The sequence below is a fragment of the Parabacteroides acidifaciens genome (genome assembly GCF_003363715.1).
Classification (GTDB): Bacteria; Bacteroidota; Bacteroidia; order Bacteroidales; family Tannerellaceae; genus Parabacteroides; species Parabacteroides acidifaciens.
This window is the reverse complement of record NZ_QREV01000009.1, coordinates 42,278-65,909: the sequence shown is the minus strand read 5'-3', so window position 1 is coordinate 65,909 and position 23,632 is coordinate 42,278. Positions and strand designations below refer to the sequence as shown.

The window sequence follows — 23,632 nt, the reverse complement described above, 5'->3', positions numbered from 1 at the left end:
ATGAACGACAAGAATGACATACTGCAAATGCTTCGCGACCGGGAAGATGAGTTTCATCTTCCTCTCCGCAGGGACGGCTGGGAAAAGCTGGAGGCAGAACTTCCTGCGCTCTTGCCTGACCAGGAGTCGTCGGCGGTAGCGATGAAGCCCGTTCGCCGCAGGCTGCTGTATCGTAGGATGGCTGTGGCAGCTGTCGCCCTGTTGTGTCTGATGATATCGGTTGTCGTTTTCCGCCGTGAGGAACCGCAGACGGCTGTAGCGGAACGTCCTGTTGTTACGCCTCCGGCAAAAGAGGAAAACACGGTACCCGCTTTGCCGCAGGAAGAAATCCCGGAGAAACCTGCCCAAGCCCGCTTTTTCCCCTATATACAGATTATGGATAGCCTGATGCCGGAGTTGTCTCCGGTCGATTTGCCGGAAAAAGTCTTGGTTGCCGAATCCGCAGAAGACAGTGCCGGACAGGCGGAACCGACTCGTCCCGTCCATAAAGATTCCGGTCCGCAGCCGGACAGGCGGAACAGTATTCCGTATCGCCATATGGAGGAAAAGAAGAAGGTGTTTGACTTTAACCGCTTTGCTTTCGGTATTCAGACCGGTAGCAATAACGTGACGAATATGGGAGGGGGATTTGAGCATTATGAAGGTCGATATTCAGATCCGGGACCTCGCCCCAATCCGGATGATAAACCGGAGAAGCCGGATGAGGACTTGTCTGAAGGACTTCAGACAAAAGCAGCTGCCGGAGGTGGAAGCAGTTCGGGAGATAATGGTACAAACTATTATTACCGCCACCATCTTCCTGTTTCGGTTGGTGTTTCGGCACGCACGTATATCACGCCCCGGCTCGCGCTGGAAACAGGCTTGTCTTATACCTATCTGTATTCGGAAATCCTGGAAGAGAGGACGACTTATGACGGCTCCCAGAAGTTGCATTATATCGGTGTGCCGTTAAAGCTCAGCTGGACTTTCTATAAATGGAAGAATCTTTCTTTCTATGCTTCCGGCGGAGGAATGATCGAATATTGCATATCGGCAAAGAAGACGGACGCGGATCTGCATATCAATCGCTGGCAACCTTCCTGGAATGCCGCTGCCGGTATGCAGGCGGAACTTCGCTGTCCGCTCTCGCTGTTCATCGAACCGGGCGTAAGCTACTATTACAACCTGAACCCGCAGTCCCGCAATAGTAGCATCCGCTTTGAAAGCATCCGGACGGCACATCCGCTTACCTTTACTTTCCAGTTCGGGATCCGGTTTACTTATTAGGATTTGTGCTTCGGTCTACAATCGTTGAGACCGCAGCATCCCCTGTGACGTTGACTGCCGTGCGGAGCATATCCAATGGGCGGTCTATGCCGAGTATCAGTGCCAGTCCTTCTGCCGGGATACCGACTGAGGTCAGTACCATTGTGAGGATCACATAACTTCCTCCCGGAATGGCGGGCGTTCCGATGGAGGAGAGGATGGTCATGGCAACGATGATGATGAGTTGCGTAAGGCTGAGGTCGATTCCTAACACCTGTGCGATAAACAGGATAGCGATGGATTGGTAGCAGGAAGTCCCGTCCATATTGATAGTGGTCCCGACAGGCAGGACGAACGAACTGACCTCTTGCGAGACATGCAGATCCCTTTCCACCGTCTCCATAGTGACCGGAAGAGTCGCCGCGCTGCTGCTGGTCGTGAAGGCGAATAGCTGGACCGGATACAGGGTGCGTATGAAATCCTTAAAATGTATGTTCGTGAAGAAATGTATCAGCACCGGATAGAAGCCCAACACCAGAACGAACATTGCTGCGACGACAGTCAATGCATATACACCTAAGGCACTGAATATGCTGGCATCCCCATTGAAATCCGTCACCAGTCCTGCCATTAACGCCGCGACTCCCCAGGGTGCAAACTTGATGATATAATCCACCATGCGGAGTATCGTATCGTTCAACCCGTCGAATAGGGCGATGACTGGCGCAATCTTGTCCGCCGGAACAGCTAATGCCGCTATTCCGAAGAAGATGGCAAAGAAGATCACCTGTAACATCTTCGAGTTGTCCGCTGTCGCACTGACAATATTATTCGGCACGATATCGTTCAGGAAATGAAGCGGGCCTTTGTCGTGCGTCTCCACTGCCGCCTGTTTTTTCTCTTCGACTATCGACTGATAGTTTTCCTGCAAGTGGGCAACTTGTTCCCGGTTGACCAGCTTGCCGGGCTTTACGGCCAGTCCCATAAAGAGCCCGATCAGTACGGCAACAAGCGTTGTCCCTAAGTAAATAAGAACTGTTTTTCCTCCGATACGGGAGAACTTACTGATGTCTTTCAGTCCCGTAACGCCTTTGATAAGCGAAATGAATACAAGCGGAATCGCAATCAATTGTAGCAGGCGGATAAAGATTTGTCCCCAGGGCCGGATCCAGTCTTGTATGAACTTTTCGCCGTTGATTTGTATGGCGGCAATCCCGATAATCACCCCGATAATCATCCCTGCAAGTATCTGCATATAAAGAGGAAAGGAGAATTTTTTATTTTTCTTGGACGTATTATATTGTTTCATAATACAAAGAAAACAGTCTTTGGTTAAAAATGCAAACGCACTTTCTGTAATGTATGTTACAAATCTTTTATATCTTTGCCTTCGATGCATATATTAAGAGTCTAAACAATAAACGTTTCTACTTCTATGGGAAAGGACATACAGAATAGCTTTGATAGAATATACGTCATGTATTATTCGCGTATGCTCCGTTTTGCAAAAGAATATGTCGTGTTTGAAGAAGATGCCGAGAACGTGGTTCAGGATGTTTTCCTTCTTCTATGGGAGAAGCGGGAAGTGCTGGATATCCGCATCAGCTTGGTTTCCTATCTTTTTTCACTTGTAAAGAACCGGAGCCTCGATTATCTTCGCCATAAGGTGGTGGCGGAAGAATATAAACAGGAACTATCCTTTAAGCTGATGTCTCTCGAACAGCTGAACTATACCTTTTCATCAGAGGAAGAAATCGAGAAAGTAATTGCAAATGCAATTGATAAACTGCCGGAACGTTGTCGTGAAATATTTTTAAAAAGCCGTATTGAAGGAATGAAATACCGGGAAATCGCCGAAGAACTGAATATCTCGGCAAATACGGTGGAGAACCATATCGCCATAGCTTTAAAGAAACTTCGTGTCGAACTGAAAGACTACCTGCCCCTGTTGCTATTTCTTGTTAGTGTTAAATAATATTTATTTACGATTGTCTTTTAGTGGTAACTGAAAAGATAATCGCTCCCCTTTTATAATCGCAGAAGAAATGCATGAGCTGATAACTAAATATTTTTACGGGGAAATAACTGCAAAAGAGAAAAAACAGTTGTTTGCCGCAATGGAGACGGATGCCGAACTGAAGAAAGAATTCTTTTCAGTACAGAATATTCGTGCCCTGACTTCGTGGATGCCGGCGGAAGAAGATGAACCGCGTGCCGTAGGAAAGCTTCTGGAGTTTAAACACTCCAGGAAAAAAGAATCGCATGCGATTCTTTACAGGCATATTGTAGGATATGCAGCTGCCGTTTGCATAGCTGTTGTCTCGACTTGGCTCGTCACTAACCGGCCGGAACCCGCCGTAGAACAGCCGGTGATTGCTTATGAAGAGTTTTCCACCCCTTCCGGACAGCGTGCCTTATTGAAACTGCACGATGGGACGACCGTATGGTTGAATGCCCGTTCGACTTTGCGTTATCCGAACCACTTCGACAAGAAAGAACGGCGGGTGGAACTGGACGGGGAAGCCTTCTTTGAAGTGAAGCGAAATGAAGAAGCCCCTTTTATCGTCTCGACAGAGAAAGCCAATATAAAAGTGTTAGGTACGAAGTTCAACGTCTTTGCCTATAAAGGAGATGAAGAGTTTAACGCCTCGCTGGTCGAAGGTTCGGTCAAAGTATATAGCGGCGATAACGATGCGGAAGCCCTGCAGATCGCCCCGCATGAATGTGTTTTCTGGACGGGGGAAAAGCTGGAAAAGAGCTATTATGACAACACCGATTTCCTTTTGTGGAAAGAAGGCATTTATGCTTTTGACGATGTCCCTTTCAGCGAGATCATCCGGAAACTCGAACTCTATTATGACATAACGATCATACAGAAAAACCGGAAGCTGGATCAGTACCGGTTCAGTGGTAAGTTCCGCCAGCGCGACGGGGTAGAGAGTGTGCTCCAAACCCTGCAGAAAGTCTATTATTTCTCTTTTGTGAAGGACGAGGAAACGAATTGCATCACAATACGCTAAACATGTCTAATCTTTAATTTAATGCTACTGCCTATGATTTAGAGAACAGAAAATATAAAAAGGACCGATAAGTGTTCCCGCACCTACCGGCCCTAAAGCTAACACAAAATTCCAACAAATTAAGTATTAACAAGTAAACGAAGCAAAGTTATGAAAAAAGAACCGAAATTTCTAAATGTCATGAGAATTTCAGCCTTCCTTCTTTTCCTTTGCGTATTCTCTTCATTTGCAGCCAAAACGAGTTCGCAAAATGCAAGGGTCAATATCAGCGGAAAGAATTTGACGATCGGTGAGTTTATCGATCAGGTAGAGAAACAAACGGATTATCTGTTTGTCTATAGTAAAAATGAAGTGAATACGAACGAAACAGTTTCCGTTAAATCAGGGAATAAAACTGTCGCTCAGTATTTAAGTGAAGCATTCGGTCGTTCGAATGTAAAGTATGCGTTTGAAAACGATTATATCGTTTTGACAAAGAACGCAAGTCCGGTCGTTGCCCAGAATGGTAAAACGATTACCGGTGTCGTAAATGATGAATTTGGTCCGGTAGCCGGTGCCAATGTTATTATTAAAGGCACGACTAACGGCACGATGACGGATATGGACGGAAACTTTACGATTTCCGATGTGCCGGAGGGTGCTGTCCTGCAAGTTTCTTTTATCGGTTATCTGACAAAGGAACTGCCGGTTGGAAATCAGACATCCTTTACTGTCATGCTGACGGAAGACTCACAGGCTTTGGAAGAGGTCGTAGTTGTGGGTTACGGTACGATGCGTAAATCGGATGTTACAGGTTCTATCGGAGTCGCCAAAGGCGAAGAACTGGCAAAGTCGCAAAACTTCAGCGCACTGGAAAACCTTCGCGGTAAAGTGTCCGGCGTAAATATCTTTTCAAACTCCAGCCAGCCGGGTGCGTATGCCAATCGTGTAGTGATCCGTGGTATGGCAACCATCAACTCTTCTTCCGATCCGTTGTATGTAGTGGACGGTGTCGTTATGGAAGACTTCCAGTTGGTTAACCCGAATGATATCGAAAGCATGGAAGTATTGAAAGATGCTTCTGCCGCTGCCATTTATGGTGCGCGCGGTGCCAACGGTGTAATCATGGTGACAACCAAACGTGGTAAAAAAGGTGGTGAAGGTACGCAGGTAAGCTATCAGGGATCTGTAAGCCTTAGCCAGATGGCGCGTTACATGGATCTTCTAAATTCACAGGAGTGGTGTGATGCCTTCATGATCGGTCTGGCCAATGAGAATGAATACATGGGTAAGGATTGGTCTTTGGACCGCTCTTACTGGTTCAGTGACCGGAATTATTTTGATGCTAATGGCAATCCGCTCTATGATACGGATTGGCAGAAAGAAGCGACACGTACTGCTATCTCCCATAACCACCAGATCAATATCCAGCAGGCCGGCAAGAACTCTTCTATGGGTGCTTTCCTGAACTATACGGATCAGCAGGGTATTGTGATGAATACTTACAACAAGCGTTTGAATGCCAAAGTAGCCTATGATGCCAATCCGACTACCTGGTTGTCGACAGCCGTAAACTTGTTGGTGAACCATACTTGGGGCCGCTATACGCCGGAAGACGGAGGCGGACAGGATGCACGCCGTACCATGATTGAAATGGTGCCTTGGTATCCGGTGCGGGATATGGACGGCAAATATACGACCAGTACGACTTCAATGACACAGAGCAATATGTTCGGATTGGAAGGTATGTCGAATCCGGTCATGATTCTGGAAAAGCAGAAAAGAATGAGATATAACACCCAGATATTCGGAAACATGGCCCTGACATTCCATTTGTTGGATGGCCTGGATCTGAAAACCCAGTTGGGTATCGACTCTCACCAGCGTACTTATAAGGAATATTCAGCCCGCGACCTGAACAACATCTCCATGCAGCAACAGGGACGTGCCGAAATCAATCACACCAATACCTTGTACTGGCAGGAAGAAACTTACCTGACATACAATAAAGTGTTTGGTGAGCACCGTTTGAACGCTATGGCCGGTCTTTCCTGGCAGGAACGTACAAGAAGCTATGACCGCTCATATACGGAAGGTTTCTCGGATGATTTCTATGAAGAAAACAATATGCAGGTAGGAACAAATCCTTCAGCTCCCGAATCCGATTGGAACAGATGGGCCATGAACTCTTACTTCCTGCGCTTTGCCTACACGTATAAAGACCGTTATTCGGCAACAGTGACGGCCCGTGTCGACGGTTCCTCTAAATTCGGTGAAAACAATAAATATGCATTCTTCCCTTCTGCCGGTTTGGCATGGAATATCTCACAGGAAGATTTCCTGAAAGACAGCGAACTGATCAGTAACCTGAAATTGCATACCAGCTATGGTCTGACTGGTAACTCGGAAATTGATCCTTACAAATCGTTGGCGAATGTGGATGCAGGAACCGATTTGCTGGATGGCAAACGGGGACCGTGGTCGTATATCAATACAATGGGCAATCCGGATTTGAAATGGGAAAAAACCGGACAGTTCGATGTCGGTTTCAATTTAGGCCTGTTCCAGAACCGTCTGAACTTCGATATTTCGTACTACAATAAGAAAACGACAGACTTGCTGCTGGATTGTCCATTGCCCCATGCAACCGGTTTCAGTTCTGTATTCAAGAACATAGGCTCGGTGAGAAACCAGGGATTGGATATCATGATTAATGGTACGCCTGTACAGACGCACGACTTTACATGGTCTTCTACGCTGAATCTGAACTATAATAAGAATGAAATCCTGGCATTGGGCGATAACGACGAAGACATCTACATGTACGATTGGGTAAACGGAGGTAGCATCCTGCGTGTCGGCGAAAGTATGGGTAGTTTCTACGGATACAAACGTTACGGCGTATATACCAAAGAAGATTTTGAAGCAGGAAACTGCGAGAAGAATCAGATCGGACGTGCCAAACGTTCTGAAGAAAAAGAGATCATCGGTAAAGGTTTGCCTGACTGGACCGGTAGCTTTGTGAATACATTCAGCTATAAGAACTTTGATTTGACTGTCGATATGCAGTTTGTCTGGGGTGTCGAAACCTTGCAGCGTTTTTATCACTCTACCTACGACCGTTTTGGTATTACCAACGGTTTGAGCAACATTTTGTATGATGCTTATGACGGAACAAACCCGGATGCGATGCAGCAGATGATTTACCTGAGCAGCGGCAAGCATAACGGTATAGACCATGCAGGACAGGATACAAAAACAGATTCCCAGTGGGTGGCCGATGGTTCTTACCTGCGTTGTAACCTGATTCAGCTCGGATATAACTTTGAGCCGAATATGATTAAATCTCTCGGTTTATCAGGTTTGCGCTTGTATGCAAATGTGAACAATGCATTCTTGCTTTGTTCGAAAGAGTTTAACGGATATGATCCTGAAAGCTCTTCCCAGATGGACAAATTCGGTCAGAATATGACCTTCTTCTCATATCCGAGAGCCCGGACATTTACGTTCGGTGTGAATGTGACTTTTTAATCAACAATTAATCAGATGAAGAAAATGAGAAAGATATTAACAATCGCTATATTATGCGTCGGCCTGGCAGGTATGACGTCCTGTAATTTCCTGGATGAAAATCCTAAATCTTCCTTGACTTCCGTTGACTATTACAAGACTGCAGAACAGGCAGAGGCGAATGTCAATTACTTGTATCGCAATGGAGCCGTTATGCGTATCGCGCAGGCTCCCTCTGCTTATATCGGTCCGAACGCTTCGATCTCCGGTATGCTGACCGGATATTTTACGAACAGTTATGAAGGACAGGAAGTTGTTTGTAAATATGCGCGCGAACTGACCCGCCAGCAGAATACCAGTACTGTATCCAGTATGATAGATGGCGTTTGGGATGAGTGTTATAAATCTATCAATATTGCGAACGGCGCGATCAAGCATATTCCGGACATCGCAATGAGTGAATCGACATCCGCGAGATTGATTGCAGAAGCAAAATTCTTCCGCGCATTCAATTATTTTTACCTGGTGAAAATGTTAGGAGCAGTCCCGATGCCGACCGAACCGTATGAGTCGATCGAAAACCTGTATCTCGAACGTACTCCGGTTGAAACTGTTTATACATTGATCGAGGCGGATTTGAAAGAAGCCGTAGAGGTCCTTCCCGCTGCCAAGTTTGCAGATAACGCACATCGTATTACGAAATATGCGGCTGCCATGATGCTGGCCGATGTTTATTTGCAGCAAGGCAAGTATGCGGATGCCGCCACTTATGCCAAAATGGTTGTGGAATCTCCCCACAAACTGACGGCTAACGAGGATCTTGCCATGAATAGCGCCTTTAATAAACTTCGTACGACAGACGATTTGGATGAGGTGATCTATGCTGTCGAATATGATGCTTCTATTCATACCGGCGACTGGTGGCCTACTTATTCCTGCGATGCTTCTGCCGTGGCTACATTCGGAACCTATTCGATCATGGAACGTGTGTACGGTCCTACCAACCGCTTCCTGAATGTATATGACAAGGAAGACTTGCGTATCCAGCCGAATCAGTTCTTCCATTGGAAATACACGAACCCGAATACCGGAGCCGTATGGGAATCGAAATCGGCAGCCGGCTGTTGGTACTGGTTTGATGAAGATGCTTTGTTGACAACAGGACGCGGAACGAAAGACCAGAACTTCTTCCGTTATGCGGAAGCGTTGTTGGTTGCCGCCGAATCCATAGCACAAAGCACAGGTGTTACGGCTGAAGCTGCCAACTGCCTGGCGCAGGTGAAAGCCCGTGCCGACATGAATGGCAAGACCGTCGCACAATATGCAAGCGAGTTGCAGGCCCTGTCGAAAGATTTATTTATAAAAGAATGTTGGTTGGAACGTTTGCGCGAGTTCCCGTTGGAATTTAAGATTTGGGATGACTGTCTGCGTACCGGCAAATTCCCGGTAATCTCCGAGACGGAAGCGGGCAAAGTTGATTTCCAAGAGCTGGTTGGTGCTACAAATGCATCGGGAGCTACATTTAAGAAAACAGACCTGTTATGGCCGATTTCTATCAATGAAATCCAACGCAACCCGAGTCTGACCCAGAATGACGGCTATTCTCTTAAATAAATGACGGCGGTTTATCCGGAGGGATAAACCGGAAATCAAAATATAGACGGATTTATTGGAAGGGGAGACAGTTCTATTTGTCTCCCCTTTTTTTTTCAGCGCTTTTTTATTATTGGAATAATCATTATATTTGTATGAATTAGAGTCGTTTGAATAATAAACGCTATAAGATATTCATGGTTAAATTTTTAATATAAATAGTAACGATATTATGAAGAAAAAAAGTATATGGGCTTTTGCCCTTATTGCTATGCTAACCAGCTTAGGAAGGCCTGCCGTTGCGGCAGATGCGGCTTTCGACCCGGTGGAGTATGTGAATCCTTTGATGGGGACGCAGTCGACTTTTGAATTGTCGACCGGTAATACCTATCCTGCCATTGCGCGTCCCTGGGGGATGAACTTCTGGACACCGCAGACCGGAAAGATGGGCGACGGATGGGCATACGTTTATACGGCCAACAAAATACGCGGTTTCAAGCAAACCCACCAGCCGAGCCCCTGGATCAACGACTACGGACAGTTTGCCATCATGCCGGTTGTTGGCGCTCCGGAGTTCAACGAGGATAAACGCGCCAGTTGGTTTTCACATAAAAGCGAAATCGCCAAACCGTATTATTACGAAGTCTATCTGGCCGAGCACGATGTGAAGACCGAACTGACACCGACCGACCGTGCCGCCATGTTCCGCTTCACTTTCCCCGAAAACGAACATTCTTACATCGTAGTGGACGCACTCGATAAGGGATCTTACATAAAGGTGATCCCGGAAGAAAACAAGATCATCGGCTATACGACCAAGAATAGTGGCGGCGTTCCCGATAACTTCAAGAACTATTTCATCATCGAATTCGACAAACCGTTCACCTACGAAGCAACTTTTGCGGATGCAGCCCTGAAAGAAGGCGCACGCGAGCAGACTTCCGACCATGTCGGAGCGGTAATCGGTTTCAAGACGGCTAAAGGAGAAATCGTGCATGCAAAAGTCGCTTCCTCTTTTATCAGCTTCGACCAGGCAGCCGTCAACATGAAGGAACTGGGCAACGATAACTTCGATACACTGGTTCAGAAAGGCAAGGATGCCTGGAATAAGGAACTGGGCAAGATCGAAGTGGAAGGAGGGACGACGGACCAGTTCCGCACGTTCTATTCCTGTATGTACCGCTCGCTGCTGTTCCCGCGCAAGTTCTATGAAATCGACGCTGCCGGAAAAGTGGTGCACTACAGCCCGTACAACGGCGAGGTGCTGCCGGGTTATATGTTTACCGATACCGGTTTCTGGGATACATTCCGTTGCCTGTTCCCATTCCTGAACCTGATGTATCCGACGATGGCGAAGGAGATGCAGGAAGGCTTGATTAATACCTATAAAGAAAGCGGGTTCTTCCCCGAATGGGCAAGTCCTGGACATCGCGGTTGCATGGTCGGCAACAACTCTGCCTCCGTATTGGTCGATGCCTATATGAAAGGCATAAAGGTGGACGACCTGGAAACGCTCTATAAAGGCCTGATCCACGGAACGGAAAATGTACATCCGACCGTTTCCTCTACCGGCCGTCTCGGATATGAATACTACAACAAGCTGGGCTATGTGCCTTACGATGTAAAAATCAACGAGAATGCAGCCCGCACACTGGAATATGCCTATAACGACTGGTGCATCTACCAGATAGCCAAAGATCTGGGCCGTCCTAAAAAGGAACTGGACCTCTATGCAAAGCGGGCAATGAATTATAAGAACCTGTTCGACAAGGAAACCAAGCTGATGCGCGGTAAGAACCAGGACGGTACCTTTATGGCCCCCTTCTCTCCGCTGAAATGGGGCGATGCATTCACGGAAGGCAACAGCTGGCACTACACCTGGTCTGTCTTCCACGACCCGCAGGGACTGATCGACCTGATGGGCGGAAAAAAGGAGTTTGTGGCCATGCTGGATTCCGTATTTGCCGTGCCGCCTGTATTCGACGACAGTTATTACGGGCAGGTGATCCATGAAATCCGCGAAATGCAGATTATGAACATGGGTAACTATGCACACGGCAACCAGCCGATCCAGCACATGATCTATCTGTATAACTATGCAGGCGAACCCTGGAAAGCCCAATACTGGTTGCGCCAGGTGATGAACCGTATGTACTCGCCGACTCCTGACGGTTATTGCGGTGACGAGGATAACGGGCAGACTTCCGCCTGGTATGTCTTCTCCGCCCTCGGATTCTATCCGGTTGCTCCCGGAACGACACAGTACGTGCTCGGCGCTCCGCTGTTTAAGAAAGCCACACTGCATTTCGAGAACGGAAAGAACCTGGTGATCAATGCTCCCGCCAACAGCGACAAGAACATCTACATTGAATCGATGACATTCAATGGAAAAAACTATACGAAGAACTACCTGGAACACTTCGAACTGTTGAAAGGCGGTGTGCTGGACATCCAGATGGGCGACAAGCCGAATATGCAGAGAGGCGTGAACCCGGAAGATTTCCCGTATTCATTCTCAGTGAACGATAAACAAAAGAGATAAACGATGGAGCGATTACAAAAAATTGGTAAGTTTTTATTCGGCATCCTGGTAGGGGTTGCCTTGGTGTTGGTATTCAACAAGTATTATGTCAAAGGGAAACAAGCTGTGGCAGACGGCATGGAGAAAGGCCCGGTGGAATATGTCAATCCCTATATGGGAAACATCAGCCACTTGCTGGTCCCGACCTATCCGACTGTTCATCTGCCTAACAGCATGATGCGTGTCTATCCCGAACGGGGAGATTTTACGGGTGATAAATTGAGCGGACTGCCGCTTATCGTGACCAGCCACCGCGGAAGTTCGGCTTTCAACCTGAGCCCTTATCAGGGGACGGAGAACGGCTTGAAGCCGGTCATCGAATATAGCTACGACCAGGAAAAGATCGTGCCTTACCGCTATCAGGTCTACCTGGACGATGCTAATATCGATGTGGACTTTGCACCTTCCCACCAGAGTGCGGTTTACAGCCTCACATTCGAGAAAGACGCTCCGGCCTATTTGGTTTTCAATAGCCGCAACGGAGAGTTGAAATGGGAGGGAAATGCCGTCAGCGGTTTCCAGTATGTGGATAAGAAAACAAAGGTTTACCTGTATGCCGAAACAGATAAGACACCTGAGAAATGCGGTGTCCTGGCAGACGGAACAGTGAAGTACGGCGAATCTTCAGCCGAAGGCCGTAACGCAGCCCTGGTTCTGTCTTACGGTAAACAGAAAGAGGTTGGCGTTCGCTATGGCATCTCGTTCATCAGCGCCGAGCAGGCAAAAAAGAACCTGGCACGCGAGATCGCTTCTTATGATGTGAATGCGATTGCCGAGATCGGCCGTAACGACTGGAACGATGCGTTAGGTAAAATCCAGGTGACGGGAGGAACAGAGAACGACAAGACTGTCTTTTATACCTCTTTGTACCGTTGCTATGAACGTCCGGTCAACCTGAGCGAAGACGGAAAGTATTACAGCGCTTTCGACGGAAAGATACACGAAGACGGCGGCCATTCGTTTTATACCGACGACTGGATTTGGGATACTTACCGGGCGACTCATCCGCTCCGTATCCTGATCGACAACGAGCGTGAGACGGATATTATCAACTCATACCTGCTGATGGCCCAGCAGATGGGAACGAACTGGATGCCTACTTTCCCGGAAGTGACAGGCGATTCACGCCGCATGAACTCCAACCATGCCGTGGCAACTGTCATCGACGCCTGGCGGAAAGGCGTGCGCGGTTTCGATCTGGAAAAAGCGTATCAGGCTGCCAAAGCCGGTATCGAAGAAAAGACGCTGATCCCCTGGTCCGGCGCTCCGTCCGGCTGGTTGGACGAGTTCTACCGCGAACATGGTTATATCCCGGCTTTGAAACCCGGAGAAAAGGAAACAGTCGCAAATGTCTCTCCTTGGGAAAAACGTCAGCCGGTAGCCGTTACGTTGGGTACGGCCTACGATCAGTGGTGTCTGTCGCAGATCGCCGCCGAGTTGGGCAAGAAAGATGAGGCAGACTATTACCTCCGCCAGTCCTACAACTACCGGAACCTCTTTAACCCTGCCACCCGTTTCTTCCATCCGAAGGATAAAGACGGCAAGTTTATCGAAGGCGTGGACTATCGTTATTCCGGAGGCCTGGGTGCACGCGATTATTATGACGAAAATAACGGTTATGTCTATCGTTGGGACGTGCAGCATAACATCGGCGACCTGGTTTCGCTTGTCGGTGGCAACGAAGCCTTTACAGCCGATCTCGACTCGATGTTCGACACGCCGTTAGGTATGTCCAAATGGCAATTCTATTCCTTCCTGCCGGATCATACCGGTAATGTCGGCATGTTTTCAATGGCAAACGAGCCGAGCCTTCATATCCCGTATCTGTATAATTATGCCGGACAGCCCTGGAAGACACAGAAACGCATCCGCGTGTTGCTGGATCAATGGTTCCGCAACGACCTGATGGGTGTTCCGGGTGATGAAGACGGTGGCGGAATGTCTGCATTCGTCGTGTTCAGTATGATGGGATTCTATCCGGTTACTCCGGGATCGCCCACCTATAATGTCGGCAGCCCTGTCTTTACGAGCGTGAAGATCGACCTGGGTAACGGCAATGTATTCGAGATCGTAGCAGACGGTGCTTCCGGCAAAAACAAATATATACAGTCTGCCTCCTTGAACGGCGCAACGTTGAACCAGCCGTGGTTCGACCACAGCCAGATTGCATCCGGCGGTATCCTGAATGTGAAAATGGGTCCGAAAGCGAATAAGGAATGGGGCCTCGCAACCCCGCCGCCTTCAGCCGCCCCGATGCCTGAATAATAAGTAAAAAGATTATACAACCTGATAAGAAGCCTGGAGCCGCGCTTTTGCGACTTCAGGCTTTTATTTTATATGATAGGACTGTCCGAGTTATCCTCAAATTTGGCAAGTTTTGAACCTCCTGCGGCATGGGGCTTATTGTAAAAAACGTATTTTTCAGGGTAAAAAAACATCCGAAACAAAACAAACGTCAACCCACTTTTCAGCCGTCAAAAAGGGGCTTTTTCCTATGTTCCGGCACCTTATCGCCATGAAGAGGGACTTTATCGCTCTGACCCGGAACATTGTTGCTCTGAAGGTTGACTTCATATAGCACGAAGTCAACCTTCAGAGCGATGAAGCGTTACTTCAAGGCAATTTTCTGCGCACCTCATCGCAACAAGCCTCCAAAATTTCCTTGGGATATTTGGGACGCCGTCCACCTTCGTCCGCAAATATTCGATTCTCCGGGAGTTAAGGTTTATCACTTTGACGGCATTTATGCTTTCTGTCAATCAAAAAGAATGCTTTTCGAAACAGGCTGCGCACCTCGTTTTTCCTATTGTCAGAAAGGGGAGCTTGAACCGCAAAAAGAGTCAATCCAAAATCGATCAAGATTTCGGACGAAATAGAAAAATAGTCGAAACAGGGGGTTATTGTCTATTTTTAAAATTTGCAGGGCGGTTCGCGAACCGCCCCTACGAGGTCTGTTTGGTTCAAAAAGTAAGTGGCAAGCTGAACCAGAAAGTGGAGCCCGAGCCTTGAACCGAATCTACCCCGATTGTGCCTTGCAGATTTTCGATGATTGTTTTGCTGATTGTGAGGCCTAAGCCGGTTCCCTGTTTGAATTCGTTTATTTTAATGAAACGCTCGAATATGCGGGAGCGGTCTTTTTCGGAAATGCCGATACCTGTATCCTGTACGCTTACGCGCAGGTTGTTCCCCTCTTTTTTATAAGAGATTGTGATGCTTCCTTCTTCGGTGAATTTGATGGCGTTGTTGACGAAGTTCGACACAACCTGCATGATGCGCTGGGGATCGGTTTTCAAACGGATGGAAGGCAGGTCCTTATCGAATACCAACGTTACACCCGGTTTCATCTTCAGCGAGCTTGCTAAGAATACCTCCCCGCAGATTTCTTTGATATCCGTTTCGGTAATATGGTAGTCGAATGTGCCCGATTCTATTCTGGAAAAATCCAGGATATCGTCTATCAGGTGGAGAAGCAGATCGTTGTTCTTATGGATGATTTCCAAGTATTCTTTTCGTTCTTCTTCGTCCGATGTCTCTGCTACGATATCGGAAAAGCCGACAATGGCGTTCAGCGGTGTGCGGATCTCATGACTCATATTGGCAAGAAAAGCCGATTTCAGTTTGTCGGCTTCCTTGACGCGAATCAGTTCGTTTTCCTTTTCACGCTGTTCGGTGATGTTGGAGGTGTAGCTGATGATTTTGCTGGGTGTGCCGTCTTCATTAAATTTGTAGGAGCGGACATTGGAGTTGAACCAGAACTGTTTTCCGCCCAAGATACGTCGGTAGATGGCTATATAGTTGTCTATCTCTCCGTTCATCAAACGCTTGAGCTTCCGGTTGTAAATCTTGTCTACGTCGTCCGGATGAAGCGTGCTGATAAAATCTTCCAGGGTTCTGGGCTGATGCTTTTTCAGATAGGAAAGGGCTGGATTTTTGTCTATATTTTTATTCAGGCTTAAATCCACTGAAAAGGTTTGTTTGGCTGTGTCATATTCCCAGATGAAAGATTCGCCGGTGTCGACGGCAGTTCTCAGTTTTATCAGGTTGTATTCGATCTGTTCTGTTTTATGGTGGTCCTCCGAGTTGTCGAAAACGATATACAGGTATCCGAATATCTTGTTTTGGATGTCTTTTAAGGCGACACCTTTCACCAGCAGATGCTTGGTTTCATCTTCGATGGATGTGGAGTAATATCCCTCTTCTCTGACAATATGGAAGTTGTAGTCCAGCGTGAAGGTCACGTCTTCTCCCTTTTTCAGTTTCTGATTGACCCATTCCGGGATGTTCGGATTCCGGAACATATTGACGCCGATCACATTTTCGCGTGTCGTTCCGAATATCTCCAAATCGGCATCATTCAGGTCGAGCATGGTGCCGTCGGCATCATACAGTTCGACTCCCCAGGGCAACTTTTCGAAGATGATACGGAATTTGACTTCGCTCTTCAGCATCAGGTTTGCCGAGTGTTCCATGACATGCTTGTCGTGTTCCCGTTCAATGGCAATAGATACGATATCTGCCAATATTCGCAGGTTTTCAATGTCGAGGGCATTCCAGGTACGGTGCCGGCGGACAGAGTCCAGACCGATGAATCCACAGATTTTACCTGCGCTGGAAACCGGTAATGCCAAAAGGGAAAGAACTTCTTGCAGCTTCAACATATGTTGTTCGGTGGCCGCTTCTTCCGGCATTTTTGCCGTATCGAAAATTATGATATCTTTTCCTGTTTTAATTTGTTCGATCCACCAGGGAATATCCTCGTCGGTCAATTGCCGCAAAATATCTTCCCGCATGGAGATTATTCCGTCGGACGTGACTTCGTGGGTGAAGTCGACAACGGAACAGGTTTCGTCAAAAATACCGATATATACGCGCTCTACTTCAAAAAAACGTAGAATGGATAATAAGGCGTTGTCAATGGCTGCATTGTCATTGGCGCTAAGCAAAAGGGTAAGGACATCCGAGATCGTTCTCCGCAATGCGATTGTATTGACCAAGACTTTGCTGGAGCTGATGTTTTCTTCTATCAGATCTTCTCGTGTGTATTCGTATGTATTCATTTTGAAACAGACATATTCATTGATTAATGCAAATTTATAGATATTTATTGAGATTCAAGCGAATTTGGAGGATATATTCTTATGTCGGGGATTTATTGTATCTTTGTATATGGATCAAAGAGAAAAAAGAGTTCATGAAGGTTGCAGATAAGACTAATTGGTATGTTTTATATACATCTCCGCGTGCGGAAAAACAGGTGAAAGGACGGATCGATGCGTTGGGAGTGGAGTGCTGGCTTCCGCTTCATCGTGCACCCCGGGTCTGGTCGGACCGCGTCAAGATTGTGGAGGTCCCGTTATTCAATTCTTATTTGTTCGTACGTTGCACCGATCCGGAGTTAAGGAATTTGATCAGGGTGTACGGTGTTGCCCGTATTGTCTACTATAACGGGAAACCGGCCATCGTGCGCCAAAGGGAGATCGACGCCATAAAAGAGTTTCTCGAGCAAGCCTCCAACCATACGTTGTGTCCCGGCGAAGAGGTGGAAATCCTTTGCGGGGCGATGAAGCACGTGTCCGGTAAGGTGAAGAAGGTCAAGAAGAACCATCTGCTCCTTTACCTTGAACAGTTGGGGGCCACAGTCTGTGTGAAAATGGATGACGTGGCCCGGGTGGACCGTTTAAAGTAACTGCCGGTAGATATACTCCATATCGACATGTTCGCGTACTAAGGCAGCGAGCTTGTCGTATTGTTCTTCCTTGAAGGCGGCATAATCGAATGGTGCGCTTTCGGCTGTCTTGTCGAAACCTTCGGCCAGGTTGTCCAGTACTTCCGGATTGTCCAGTATTCCATGTATATAACTGCCCCAACAGCTATTGTCCAGATAGTAGCCATCCGTCCGTCCGTCGCTGAGGATTGCCACCGGGCTTTCGGGTGCGTCACCGAGCAGGGCGGTTCGTCCCATATGGATTTCATAGCCATGACAATGTTGTTGTAGAGACGCACGGCCGTGCGTCTCTACGTGGTGACCGTGTGTCTCTATATGTTTTCCGGGCAGGAATGCGAATGTGCTTTGCCGGGTTACTTTTTCTTGTTCGATGACCGTACATTGCGGCAATAACCCCAATCCGGGGACAGCCGGCAGAGAGCCTTCGATCCCGTCCGGGTCTTCCAGCCGTGCGCCCATCATCTGGTAGCCTCCACAGATTCCGATCACCTTTTTGCCTGCTTTATGAGCGCGTATGATTGCGTCGGCTATGCCGTTCGCCCGCAGGCTTTGCAGGTCGGAAAGCGTATTCTTGGAGCCGGGTAGCAGGATGATGTCGGCTTTTTCTATTTCGTCGATGTTGTTCGTGTAATAGGCGTTGAAACGAGGGTCCATATCGAGCACATCGAAATCAGTGAAATTGGACATCCGTTTTAACAGGATAATCGCCACGTTGATTTTTCCATCCCGGTATGTGTTGTGCTTCATGTCGAGGGCGACCGAATCTTCTTCTTCGATCTTGATATCGCGAAACCAGGGGATGACACCGACCACAGGGATGCCTGTCAGCTCTTCGATTATCCTTCTGCCGTCATCAAACAGAAAAGAGTCGCCCCGGAATTTGTTGATGATAATACCTTTCATCAAAGCTCGTTCCTCCGGTCTCAGCAGTTCGATTGTTCCATAGACTGAGCCGAAAACGCCGCCCCGGTCTATGTCGGCAACGAGGAAAGTGGCTGCTTCGGTCTGCATGGCCATCCGCATATTGGTGATGTCGCGGTCGCGTAGGTTCAGTTCGGAAATGCTTCCGGCGCCTTCCAGTACGATCGGGTTGTAGCGGCTTTCCAGGCGTTTGAAGGCTTTCACTGCTTCTTCGAACAGTTTCTCCTTCTGGCTTTTCATTCCGAAATAGTCCTTGGCCGACATATTCCCGACCGGACGTCCGTTCAGTACGACCTGCGAGTTCTTATCGTTCGTCGGTTTCAGCAGCACCGGATTCATATCCGTATGCGGGGCGATCCCCGAGGCTTCCGCCTGTACGACCTGGGCACGCCCCATTTCTCCGCCTTCGGGAGTGGAGTAGGAGTTCAGCGACATGTTCTGCGCCTTGAATGGAGCCGGATGATATCCGTCTTGTTTGAATATGCGGCAAAATGCTGCATTGATAACGCTTTTACCTGCATCGGAACAAGTTCCGACAAACATGATCGGTTTAAGGTGCTGCTTCATTTCTGAAAATTGTTATTTAACGGTTGAAACTGCAAAGCTAACGAAAAAATATGAATTTCATAGAAGTTGGAAAGATATTGAAAGGGTCATAAATCGCCGGTTATCCGGTATTTTGTCCGGGCTGTCATTTTTAGTGGAATAACTGTTCGCATACGACTCGATTTGTGGTGGAAAAGAGAGGGTTCCTAACATTTTCTTGAAATAAAATGGAAAGTTTAGCTATTGTACTATTATTACTTTTCGTATCTTCACCGAAAATTAAACATTGGTTCTATGTTTTTTAATTATTAAGTTTCTGGAAATATGATAATAGCTTATTTGAGAGTTGGAACATCTAACAAAGAACATCTTGAAATACAGAAAGATGAAATAAAACGCTTTGCGTCGGATCATCAGATGAATGTCGATAAGTGGGTTACGGATGTCACTATCGGTTTCGGTAAAGGAAAGGAAGACGAACGTAATATCGATATGGTTGTAGACCGTATGCAAAAAGGGGATACGCTGATATTTTTGGACATTTCCCGCCTTGGACGCACTTTGTCGGAGGTCATGGCAATCATGAGCCGCTGCATGGAAAAAGGAGTTCAGGTCTACAGCATAAAAGACCGGTATGCCTTGGATGGCGCCTTAAATCTTCCAGTTATGGGAAGTGTATTCAATCTGGTAACCGAGATCGAACATAGTTTGATGTCCACCCGGACAAAAGAGGCCTTGACCCACAAGAAGAACACGGGAGGTCCTTTAGGGCGTCCGAAAGGATCGGCCGCTAAACAATCTTTCTTGGATGCGCATAAAGAGGAGGTGATCAGTATGCTCGAACGCGGAGACACCGTGATTGAGATTTGCAAGCGTTTTAATGTCTCCAGAAATACGTATTATATGTTCAAACGGAACTACGGACTCTAAAACCAGTCCTTTTTCCGCATGTATAGCCAGGTTACAATTGCTGTGAGCAGCATAAGCGACCAGGCTATGCCATATCCGTATCTCCAGTCTAACTCCGGCATAATCTTGAAATTCATACCCCATATACCTGCCAGGAATGTGAGCGGAATGAAGAGTGTGGAAACGATAGTCAAACGTTTCATGATCGCATTCATGCGCAGGTCGTTATTGGATATATACAGGTCGACCAGAGAGGAGATAATTTCCCGGCAGCTCTCTGTTGTCTGGATAACAAATAGCAATTGGTCGGACAAATCGTTGTAGATCGGCAGGATGTCGGGGCTTATGAGCCCGTTTTCGGTACGTAGCAGTTTGGCAAACTGTTCTTTCAGCGGCTGACTGTTTTTCCTGATAATCATATATTCTTTCCGGTGTTGTTGGATCAACTGTCCCATGTTTCCCTGGTCGTTTTTGATGTCAAGCAGGGTTTCCTCGATGTCTTCAAGCATCTCTTCCACTTTGGAGGCCGCTTCCACCAGGTTGGCGATAATGGTGTTAAGCAGGAATGCCAACAGTAGCCCGCTACCTTTCTTCCGGATATTCAGCATATTGGATTCCAATGCTTTGTAGGCGTCTTCAAACACCGGATTATTGCTTTCCGTAAAACTGATCACGACATTTCCCGTAATCAACAGGCTGATATGTTCGGAGTTGAGTTCCATATTGGCATTGTAATAGGAAGAATTGAGTATGATAAGCGTGTGCTTGTCGTATTCTTCTATTTTGACCACGTGCTGGGGCGTCAGGATGTCTTTGGCATCCAGGTTATGCATCCCGAACTCGTTGACCATGCGGGTGATCGCTTCCGAATCGGTCAGGCCGCTCACTTGAAACCAGTTGATGCTGTTTGCATCGGCCAATTTGCGGAATGATGTTTCGTCTGTTCTGAGATTCCGTGTGTGCAGGTTGGTGGCGTTATATTGGGTGAGGCGAATGTTCGTGACTGTTTCATGTTCACCTGCATAATAATACCGTTCGGCCAGGTGCCGGTTTGAAATATGCTTGTGCCTGTGTAGGCGCACGGATTCTTTTCGCCTCATACCCTTATGTTTTTTATTCGAGTTCTACGACAGTTATGCCGGCACCTCCGAACTGGACATGTTCGTCGTGATACTGGCGGACGCCGGGCACGGAGTGCAGGTAGTCGCGTATCAACTGGCGCAAGATGCCTGTCCCTGTCCCGTGCAGGATGCGTATGCGGGCCGCACCGACCTGTATGGCGTCGTCGACAAAATAGGTCACCGCCTGCAATGCTTCGTCTCCCCTCATACCTCTAACATCGATCTCCTGCTTAAAGTTCAATTTCTTTTCGTGCATATCGTCGGCTGTCTGGACACTGACAAAGGTGCTTTTCTGGATTTCCTTCTTGATCTGGCCTTTGCTGACCTTTTCCAGTTGATCCAGTTTGACGGTGCTTTTGATCATGCCGAAGGCTACGACAGCCTGTTTGCCTTGCAGTTCCATAACTGTCCCGGCAGACATTTGTCCTTTGAGGCGGACATTGTCGCCCACTTCTATGACATCGCGGTTGAAGGTCTGCTTGGATGCCGGCGTGTTCTGCTTTTGCTTCTTACGCTCTTTGCGCTCTTGCAGTTTGGCCATTTTGCGGGCGATTTTGTCGTCTTCCTCTTCGGCGGCTATCACGGAAGCTTTGAACTCTTCCAGTGCTTTGCGGGCCAGCTTGGTCTGCTCTTTTTCCGCCTGGGCCTCTTTGATCTCGCGGATCGTATTTTCTATCTTGGCATTGGCTTCGGCGAGGATGCGCTGTGCTTCTTCCTTGGCAGTCCGCATGATCTCTTTCCGTTGTTTGCTTACGGCTTCGAGGTCCTGCTCGTAGCGGGCGGTGATATCTTCCAGTTTTTTCTCCTGTTGGCGGATGTTCTGCCGTTTGCTTTCCCAGTAGCGTTTGTCGCGCACGATATCCTGGAGGTATTTGTCCATATTGATATAGTCGGAACCTACATTGGCGGATGCGTCGGCAATGACATCTTCCGGCAGACCGATTTTCCGGGCTATTTCGACAGCGAAAGAACTGCCCGGGTTTCCGATGGACAGCTTGAACAGGGGCTGCATCAGGTGGCGGTCATAGAGCATGGCTCCATTGACGATCCCTTCCGTATCTTCCGCGAAATGCTTCAGATTCTGGTAATGGGTTGTGATGACGCCATAGCTGTGGTTCCGGTTGAAACGGTCCAGCAGGGCTTCGGCAATGGCTCCACCGATCTGCGGTTCCGTGCCGCTGCCGAACTCATCGATCAGGATCAGCGTCTTGCTGTTGCAGTTCTTCACGAAGAACTTCATGTTCGTCAGGTGGGAACTGTATGTGCTCAGGTCGTTTTCGATGCTTTGTTCGTCGCCGATATCGATAAACAGGTTGTCGAACAGGCCTGTTTTCGAACTTTCATATACCGGGATAAGCAGCCCGCATTGTAGCATGTATTGCAGCAGTCCGACTGTTTTCAGGCAGACTGATTTTCCGCCTGCGTTCGGACCGGAAATGATAAGCAGCCGCTTGTTCTCTTCCAGCATGATGTCCAGTGGGACGACCTGTTTGTTTTGTTTTTGCAGTGAGAGGTAGAGCAGGGGATGCGAGGCGCGGATCCAGTCTACTTGTTGCTTGTTTTCGACAACCGGCTTGATCCCGTTCACCTGTTCGGCAAACAAGGCTTTAGCACGGATAAAGTCGATCTCGGCTAAGAACTCGTACGATTGGAGGATGTCGGGCACTGACGGACGCACGAAATTGGTGAACTCCGTTAATATCTTCATGATCTCCCGGCGTTCGTCTCCTTCCAGTTCCCGGATACGGTTGTTTGCTTCCACCACGACTTCCGGTTCGATAAAGACTGTTTTTCCGCTGGCCGACTCGTCGTGTACGATCCCTTTGATTTTTCGCTTGAAGGCGGGGGCGACAGGGATCATCAGGCGGCCGTCGCGCATGGTCGGCGTTACATCTTTGTCGACAACCCCGTCTGACTGGGCGGCGCGCAGGATCGATTGCAAGCTGCGCGAGATACCGCTCATTGTGGCGGATATCTCTTTCCGTATTTGTGCCAGCGTGGGGGAGGCGTTGTCTTTTACACGCCCGAATTTATCGAGGATGGCATCTATCTTTCCGATCAGTTGCGGGAACACCATAATATCACCGGCGAGAGCTGTCAGGGCGGGATATTTGATCTCTTCTCCCTCTTCCATGGAGGGACGGAAGAAACGGATGATGTCGTTGATAGTCTGGAGTGACCGTTTCAGGTCGAACAGCTCCTTTTCGTCCAGCCAGGTTCCTTCCGGGCGTATTCGTTTCAGCGAATAACGCACATCGAAGAAGTAACTGGCGGGAAACTCGTCTTCTCCATGCAGGATGCGGACAAATTCGTCTGTCTGTTCCAGGCGTTCGGTTACGGTTTGAAAGTCGGCGGAGAATTCCATCTCCGCCACCCGCTCTTCTCCGAGCGGACTTAAACATTTTTCTGAAATTAAATGGCGGACTTTATCGAAGCCCGTTTTCTGTTCGAAGTTTTGTGGGTATATCACGTTCTTGTAAAT

14 protein-coding genes are annotated in these 23,632 nt (G+C 47.9%); 9 read left to right on the top strand and 5 right to left on the bottom strand.

The window, feature by feature from the left end; translation table 11 throughout:
* On the top strand, positions 1-1,266 hold the full coding sequence (locus tag DWU89_RS05875) for a porin family protein (protein WP_115498710.1): 1,266 nt from the start codon (positions 1-3) through the stop codon (positions 1,264-1,266).
* Here the strand turns inward: DWU89_RS05875 and DWU89_RS05870 are convergent.
* Positions 1,256-2,500, bottom strand: coding sequence for a dicarboxylate/amino acid:cation symporter (locus DWU89_RS05870; protein ID WP_244205863.1), 1,245 nt, complete (start codon positions 2,498-2,500; stop codon positions 1,256-1,258). The two genes, DWU89_RS05875 and DWU89_RS05870, sit on opposite strands and share 11 nt — an antisense overlap.
* Positions 2,501-2,680: 180 nt before the next feature.
* Here DWU89_RS05870 and DWU89_RS05865 point away from each other — a divergent pair, with 180 nt between their 5' ends.
* The 6 genes from DWU89_RS05865 to DWU89_RS05840 all read left to right on the top strand — a co-directional run bounded on the left by DWU89_RS05865 (position 2,681) and on the right by DWU89_RS05840 (position 14,193).
* A complete protein-coding gene (locus tag DWU89_RS05865) occupies positions 2,681-3,220 on the top strand; it encodes an RNA polymerase sigma-70 factor (RefSeq protein WP_115498708.1) in 540 nt (179 codons plus the stop codon).
* Between the two features lie 70 nt (positions 3,221-3,290).
* Positions 3,291-4,265 carry a FecR family protein gene (locus DWU89_RS05860; RefSeq protein ID WP_115498707.1) on the top strand — a complete coding sequence of 325 codons (975 nt, stop codon included), beginning with the start codon at positions 3,291-3,293 and terminating at the stop codon, positions 4,263-4,265.
* Positions 4,266-4,415: 150 nt separating this feature from the next.
* Positions 4,416-7,775 (top strand): TonB-dependent receptor, encoded by a 3,360-nt coding sequence (locus tag DWU89_RS05855; RefSeq protein WP_115498706.1) that lies wholly within the window; start codon positions 4,416-4,418, stop codon positions 7,773-7,775.
* A gap of 24 nt (positions 7,776-7,799) precedes the next feature.
* Positions 7,800-9,368 (top strand): RagB/SusD family nutrient uptake outer membrane protein, encoded by a 1,569-nt coding sequence (locus tag DWU89_RS05850; RefSeq protein ID WP_115498705.1) that lies wholly within the window; start codon positions 7,800-7,802, stop codon positions 9,366-9,368.
* 211 nt (positions 9,369-9,579) lie between these two features.
* Positions 9,580-11,889, top strand: a complete 2,310-nt coding sequence (locus tag DWU89_RS05845) for a GH92 family glycosyl hydrolase (RefSeq protein WP_115498704.1) — start codon at positions 9,580-9,582, stop codon at positions 11,887-11,889.
* Between the two features lie 3 nt (positions 11,890-11,892).
* Positions 11,893-14,193, top strand: coding sequence for a GH92 family glycosyl hydrolase (locus tag DWU89_RS05840; protein WP_115498703.1), 2,301 nt, complete (start codon positions 11,893-11,895; stop codon positions 14,191-14,193).
* Between the two features lie 695 nt (positions 14,194-14,888).
* Here the strand turns inward: DWU89_RS05840 and DWU89_RS05835 are convergent.
* Positions 14,889-16,985 (bottom strand): sensor histidine kinase, encoded by a 2,097-nt coding sequence (locus DWU89_RS05835; protein WP_115498702.1) that lies wholly within the window; start codon positions 16,983-16,985, stop codon positions 14,889-14,891.
* Between the two features lie 134 nt (positions 16,986-17,119).
* Between DWU89_RS05835 and DWU89_RS05830 the strand changes: the two genes are divergently transcribed.
* Complete coding sequence (locus tag DWU89_RS05830; RefSeq protein WP_115498701.1) at positions 17,120-17,614, top strand: UpxY family transcription antiterminator; 495 nt, start codon at positions 17,120-17,122, stop codon at positions 17,612-17,614.
* Here DWU89_RS05830 and DWU89_RS05825 read toward each other — a convergent pair.
* Positions 17,606-19,141, bottom strand: a complete 1,536-nt coding sequence (locus DWU89_RS05825; RefSeq protein WP_115498700.1) for a cobyric acid synthase — start codon at positions 19,139-19,141, stop codon at positions 17,606-17,608. The genes DWU89_RS05830 and DWU89_RS05825 overlap by 9 nt on opposite strands.
* Before the next feature lie 303 nt (positions 19,142-19,444).
* Here DWU89_RS05825 and DWU89_RS05820 point away from each other — a divergent pair, with 303 nt between their 5' ends.
* Positions 19,445-20,050 carry a recombinase family protein gene (locus tag DWU89_RS05820; protein WP_115498699.1) on the top strand — a complete coding sequence of 202 codons (606 nt, stop codon included), beginning with the start codon at positions 19,445-19,447 and terminating at the stop codon, positions 20,048-20,050.
* Here the strand turns inward: DWU89_RS05820 and corA are convergent.
* Both corA and DWU89_RS05810 read right to left on the bottom strand, forming a co-directional pair.
* The gene (corA, locus tag DWU89_RS05815; protein ID WP_115498698.1) at positions 20,047-21,129 is read right to left on the bottom strand and encodes a magnesium/cobalt transporter CorA; all 1,083 of its coding nucleotides are present in this window, start codon (positions 21,127-21,129) and stop codon (positions 20,047-20,049) included. The genes DWU89_RS05820 and corA overlap by 4 nt on opposite strands.
* A gap of 13 nt (positions 21,130-21,142) precedes the next feature.
* Positions 21,143-23,620 carry an endonuclease MutS2 gene (locus DWU89_RS05810; protein ID WP_115498697.1) on the bottom strand — a complete coding sequence of 826 codons (2,478 nt, stop codon included), beginning with the start codon at positions 23,618-23,620 and terminating at the stop codon, positions 21,143-21,145.
* Positions 23,621-23,632: the final 12 nt, after the last annotated feature.

Coding starts and splice junctions, on each gene's coding strand:
- DWU89_RS05875 (WP_115498710.1), top strand. CDS start 1: ATGAACGACAAGAATGACATACTGCAAATGCTTCGCGACCGGGAAGAT.
- DWU89_RS05870 (WP_244205863.1), bottom strand. CDS start 2,500: ATGCAGATACTTGCAGGGATGATTATCGGGGTGATTATCGGGATTGCC.
- DWU89_RS05865 (WP_115498708.1), top strand. CDS start 2,681: ATGGGAAAGGACATACAGAATAGCTTTGATAGAATATACGTCATGTAT.
- DWU89_RS05860 (WP_115498707.1), top strand. CDS start 3,291: ATGCATGAGCTGATAACTAAATATTTTTACGGGGAAATAACTGCAAAA.
- DWU89_RS05855 (WP_115498706.1), top strand. CDS start 4,416: ATGAAAAAAGAACCGAAATTTCTAAATGTCATGAGAATTTCAGCCTTC.
- DWU89_RS05850 (WP_115498705.1), top strand. CDS start 7,800: ATGAGAAAGATATTAACAATCGCTATATTATGCGTCGGCCTGGCAGGT.
- DWU89_RS05845 (WP_115498704.1), top strand. CDS start 9,580: ATGAAGAAAAAAAGTATATGGGCTTTTGCCCTTATTGCTATGCTAACC.
- DWU89_RS05840 (WP_115498703.1), top strand. CDS start 11,893: ATGGAGCGATTACAAAAAATTGGTAAGTTTTTATTCGGCATCCTGGTA.
- DWU89_RS05835 (WP_115498702.1), bottom strand. CDS start 16,985: ATGAATACATACGAATACACACGAGAAGATCTGATAGAAGAAAACATC.
- DWU89_RS05830 (WP_115498701.1), top strand. CDS start 17,120: ATGAAGGTTGCAGATAAGACTAATTGGTATGTTTTATATACATCTCCG.
- DWU89_RS05825 (WP_115498700.1), bottom strand. CDS start 19,141: ATGAAGCAGCACCTTAAACCGATCATGTTTGTCGGAACTTGTTCCGAT.
- DWU89_RS05820 (WP_115498699.1), top strand. CDS start 19,445: ATGATAATAGCTTATTTGAGAGTTGGAACATCTAACAAAGAACATCTT.
- corA (WP_115498698.1), bottom strand. CDS start 21,129: ATGAGGCGAAAAGAATCCGTGCGCCTACACAGGCACAAGCATATTTCA.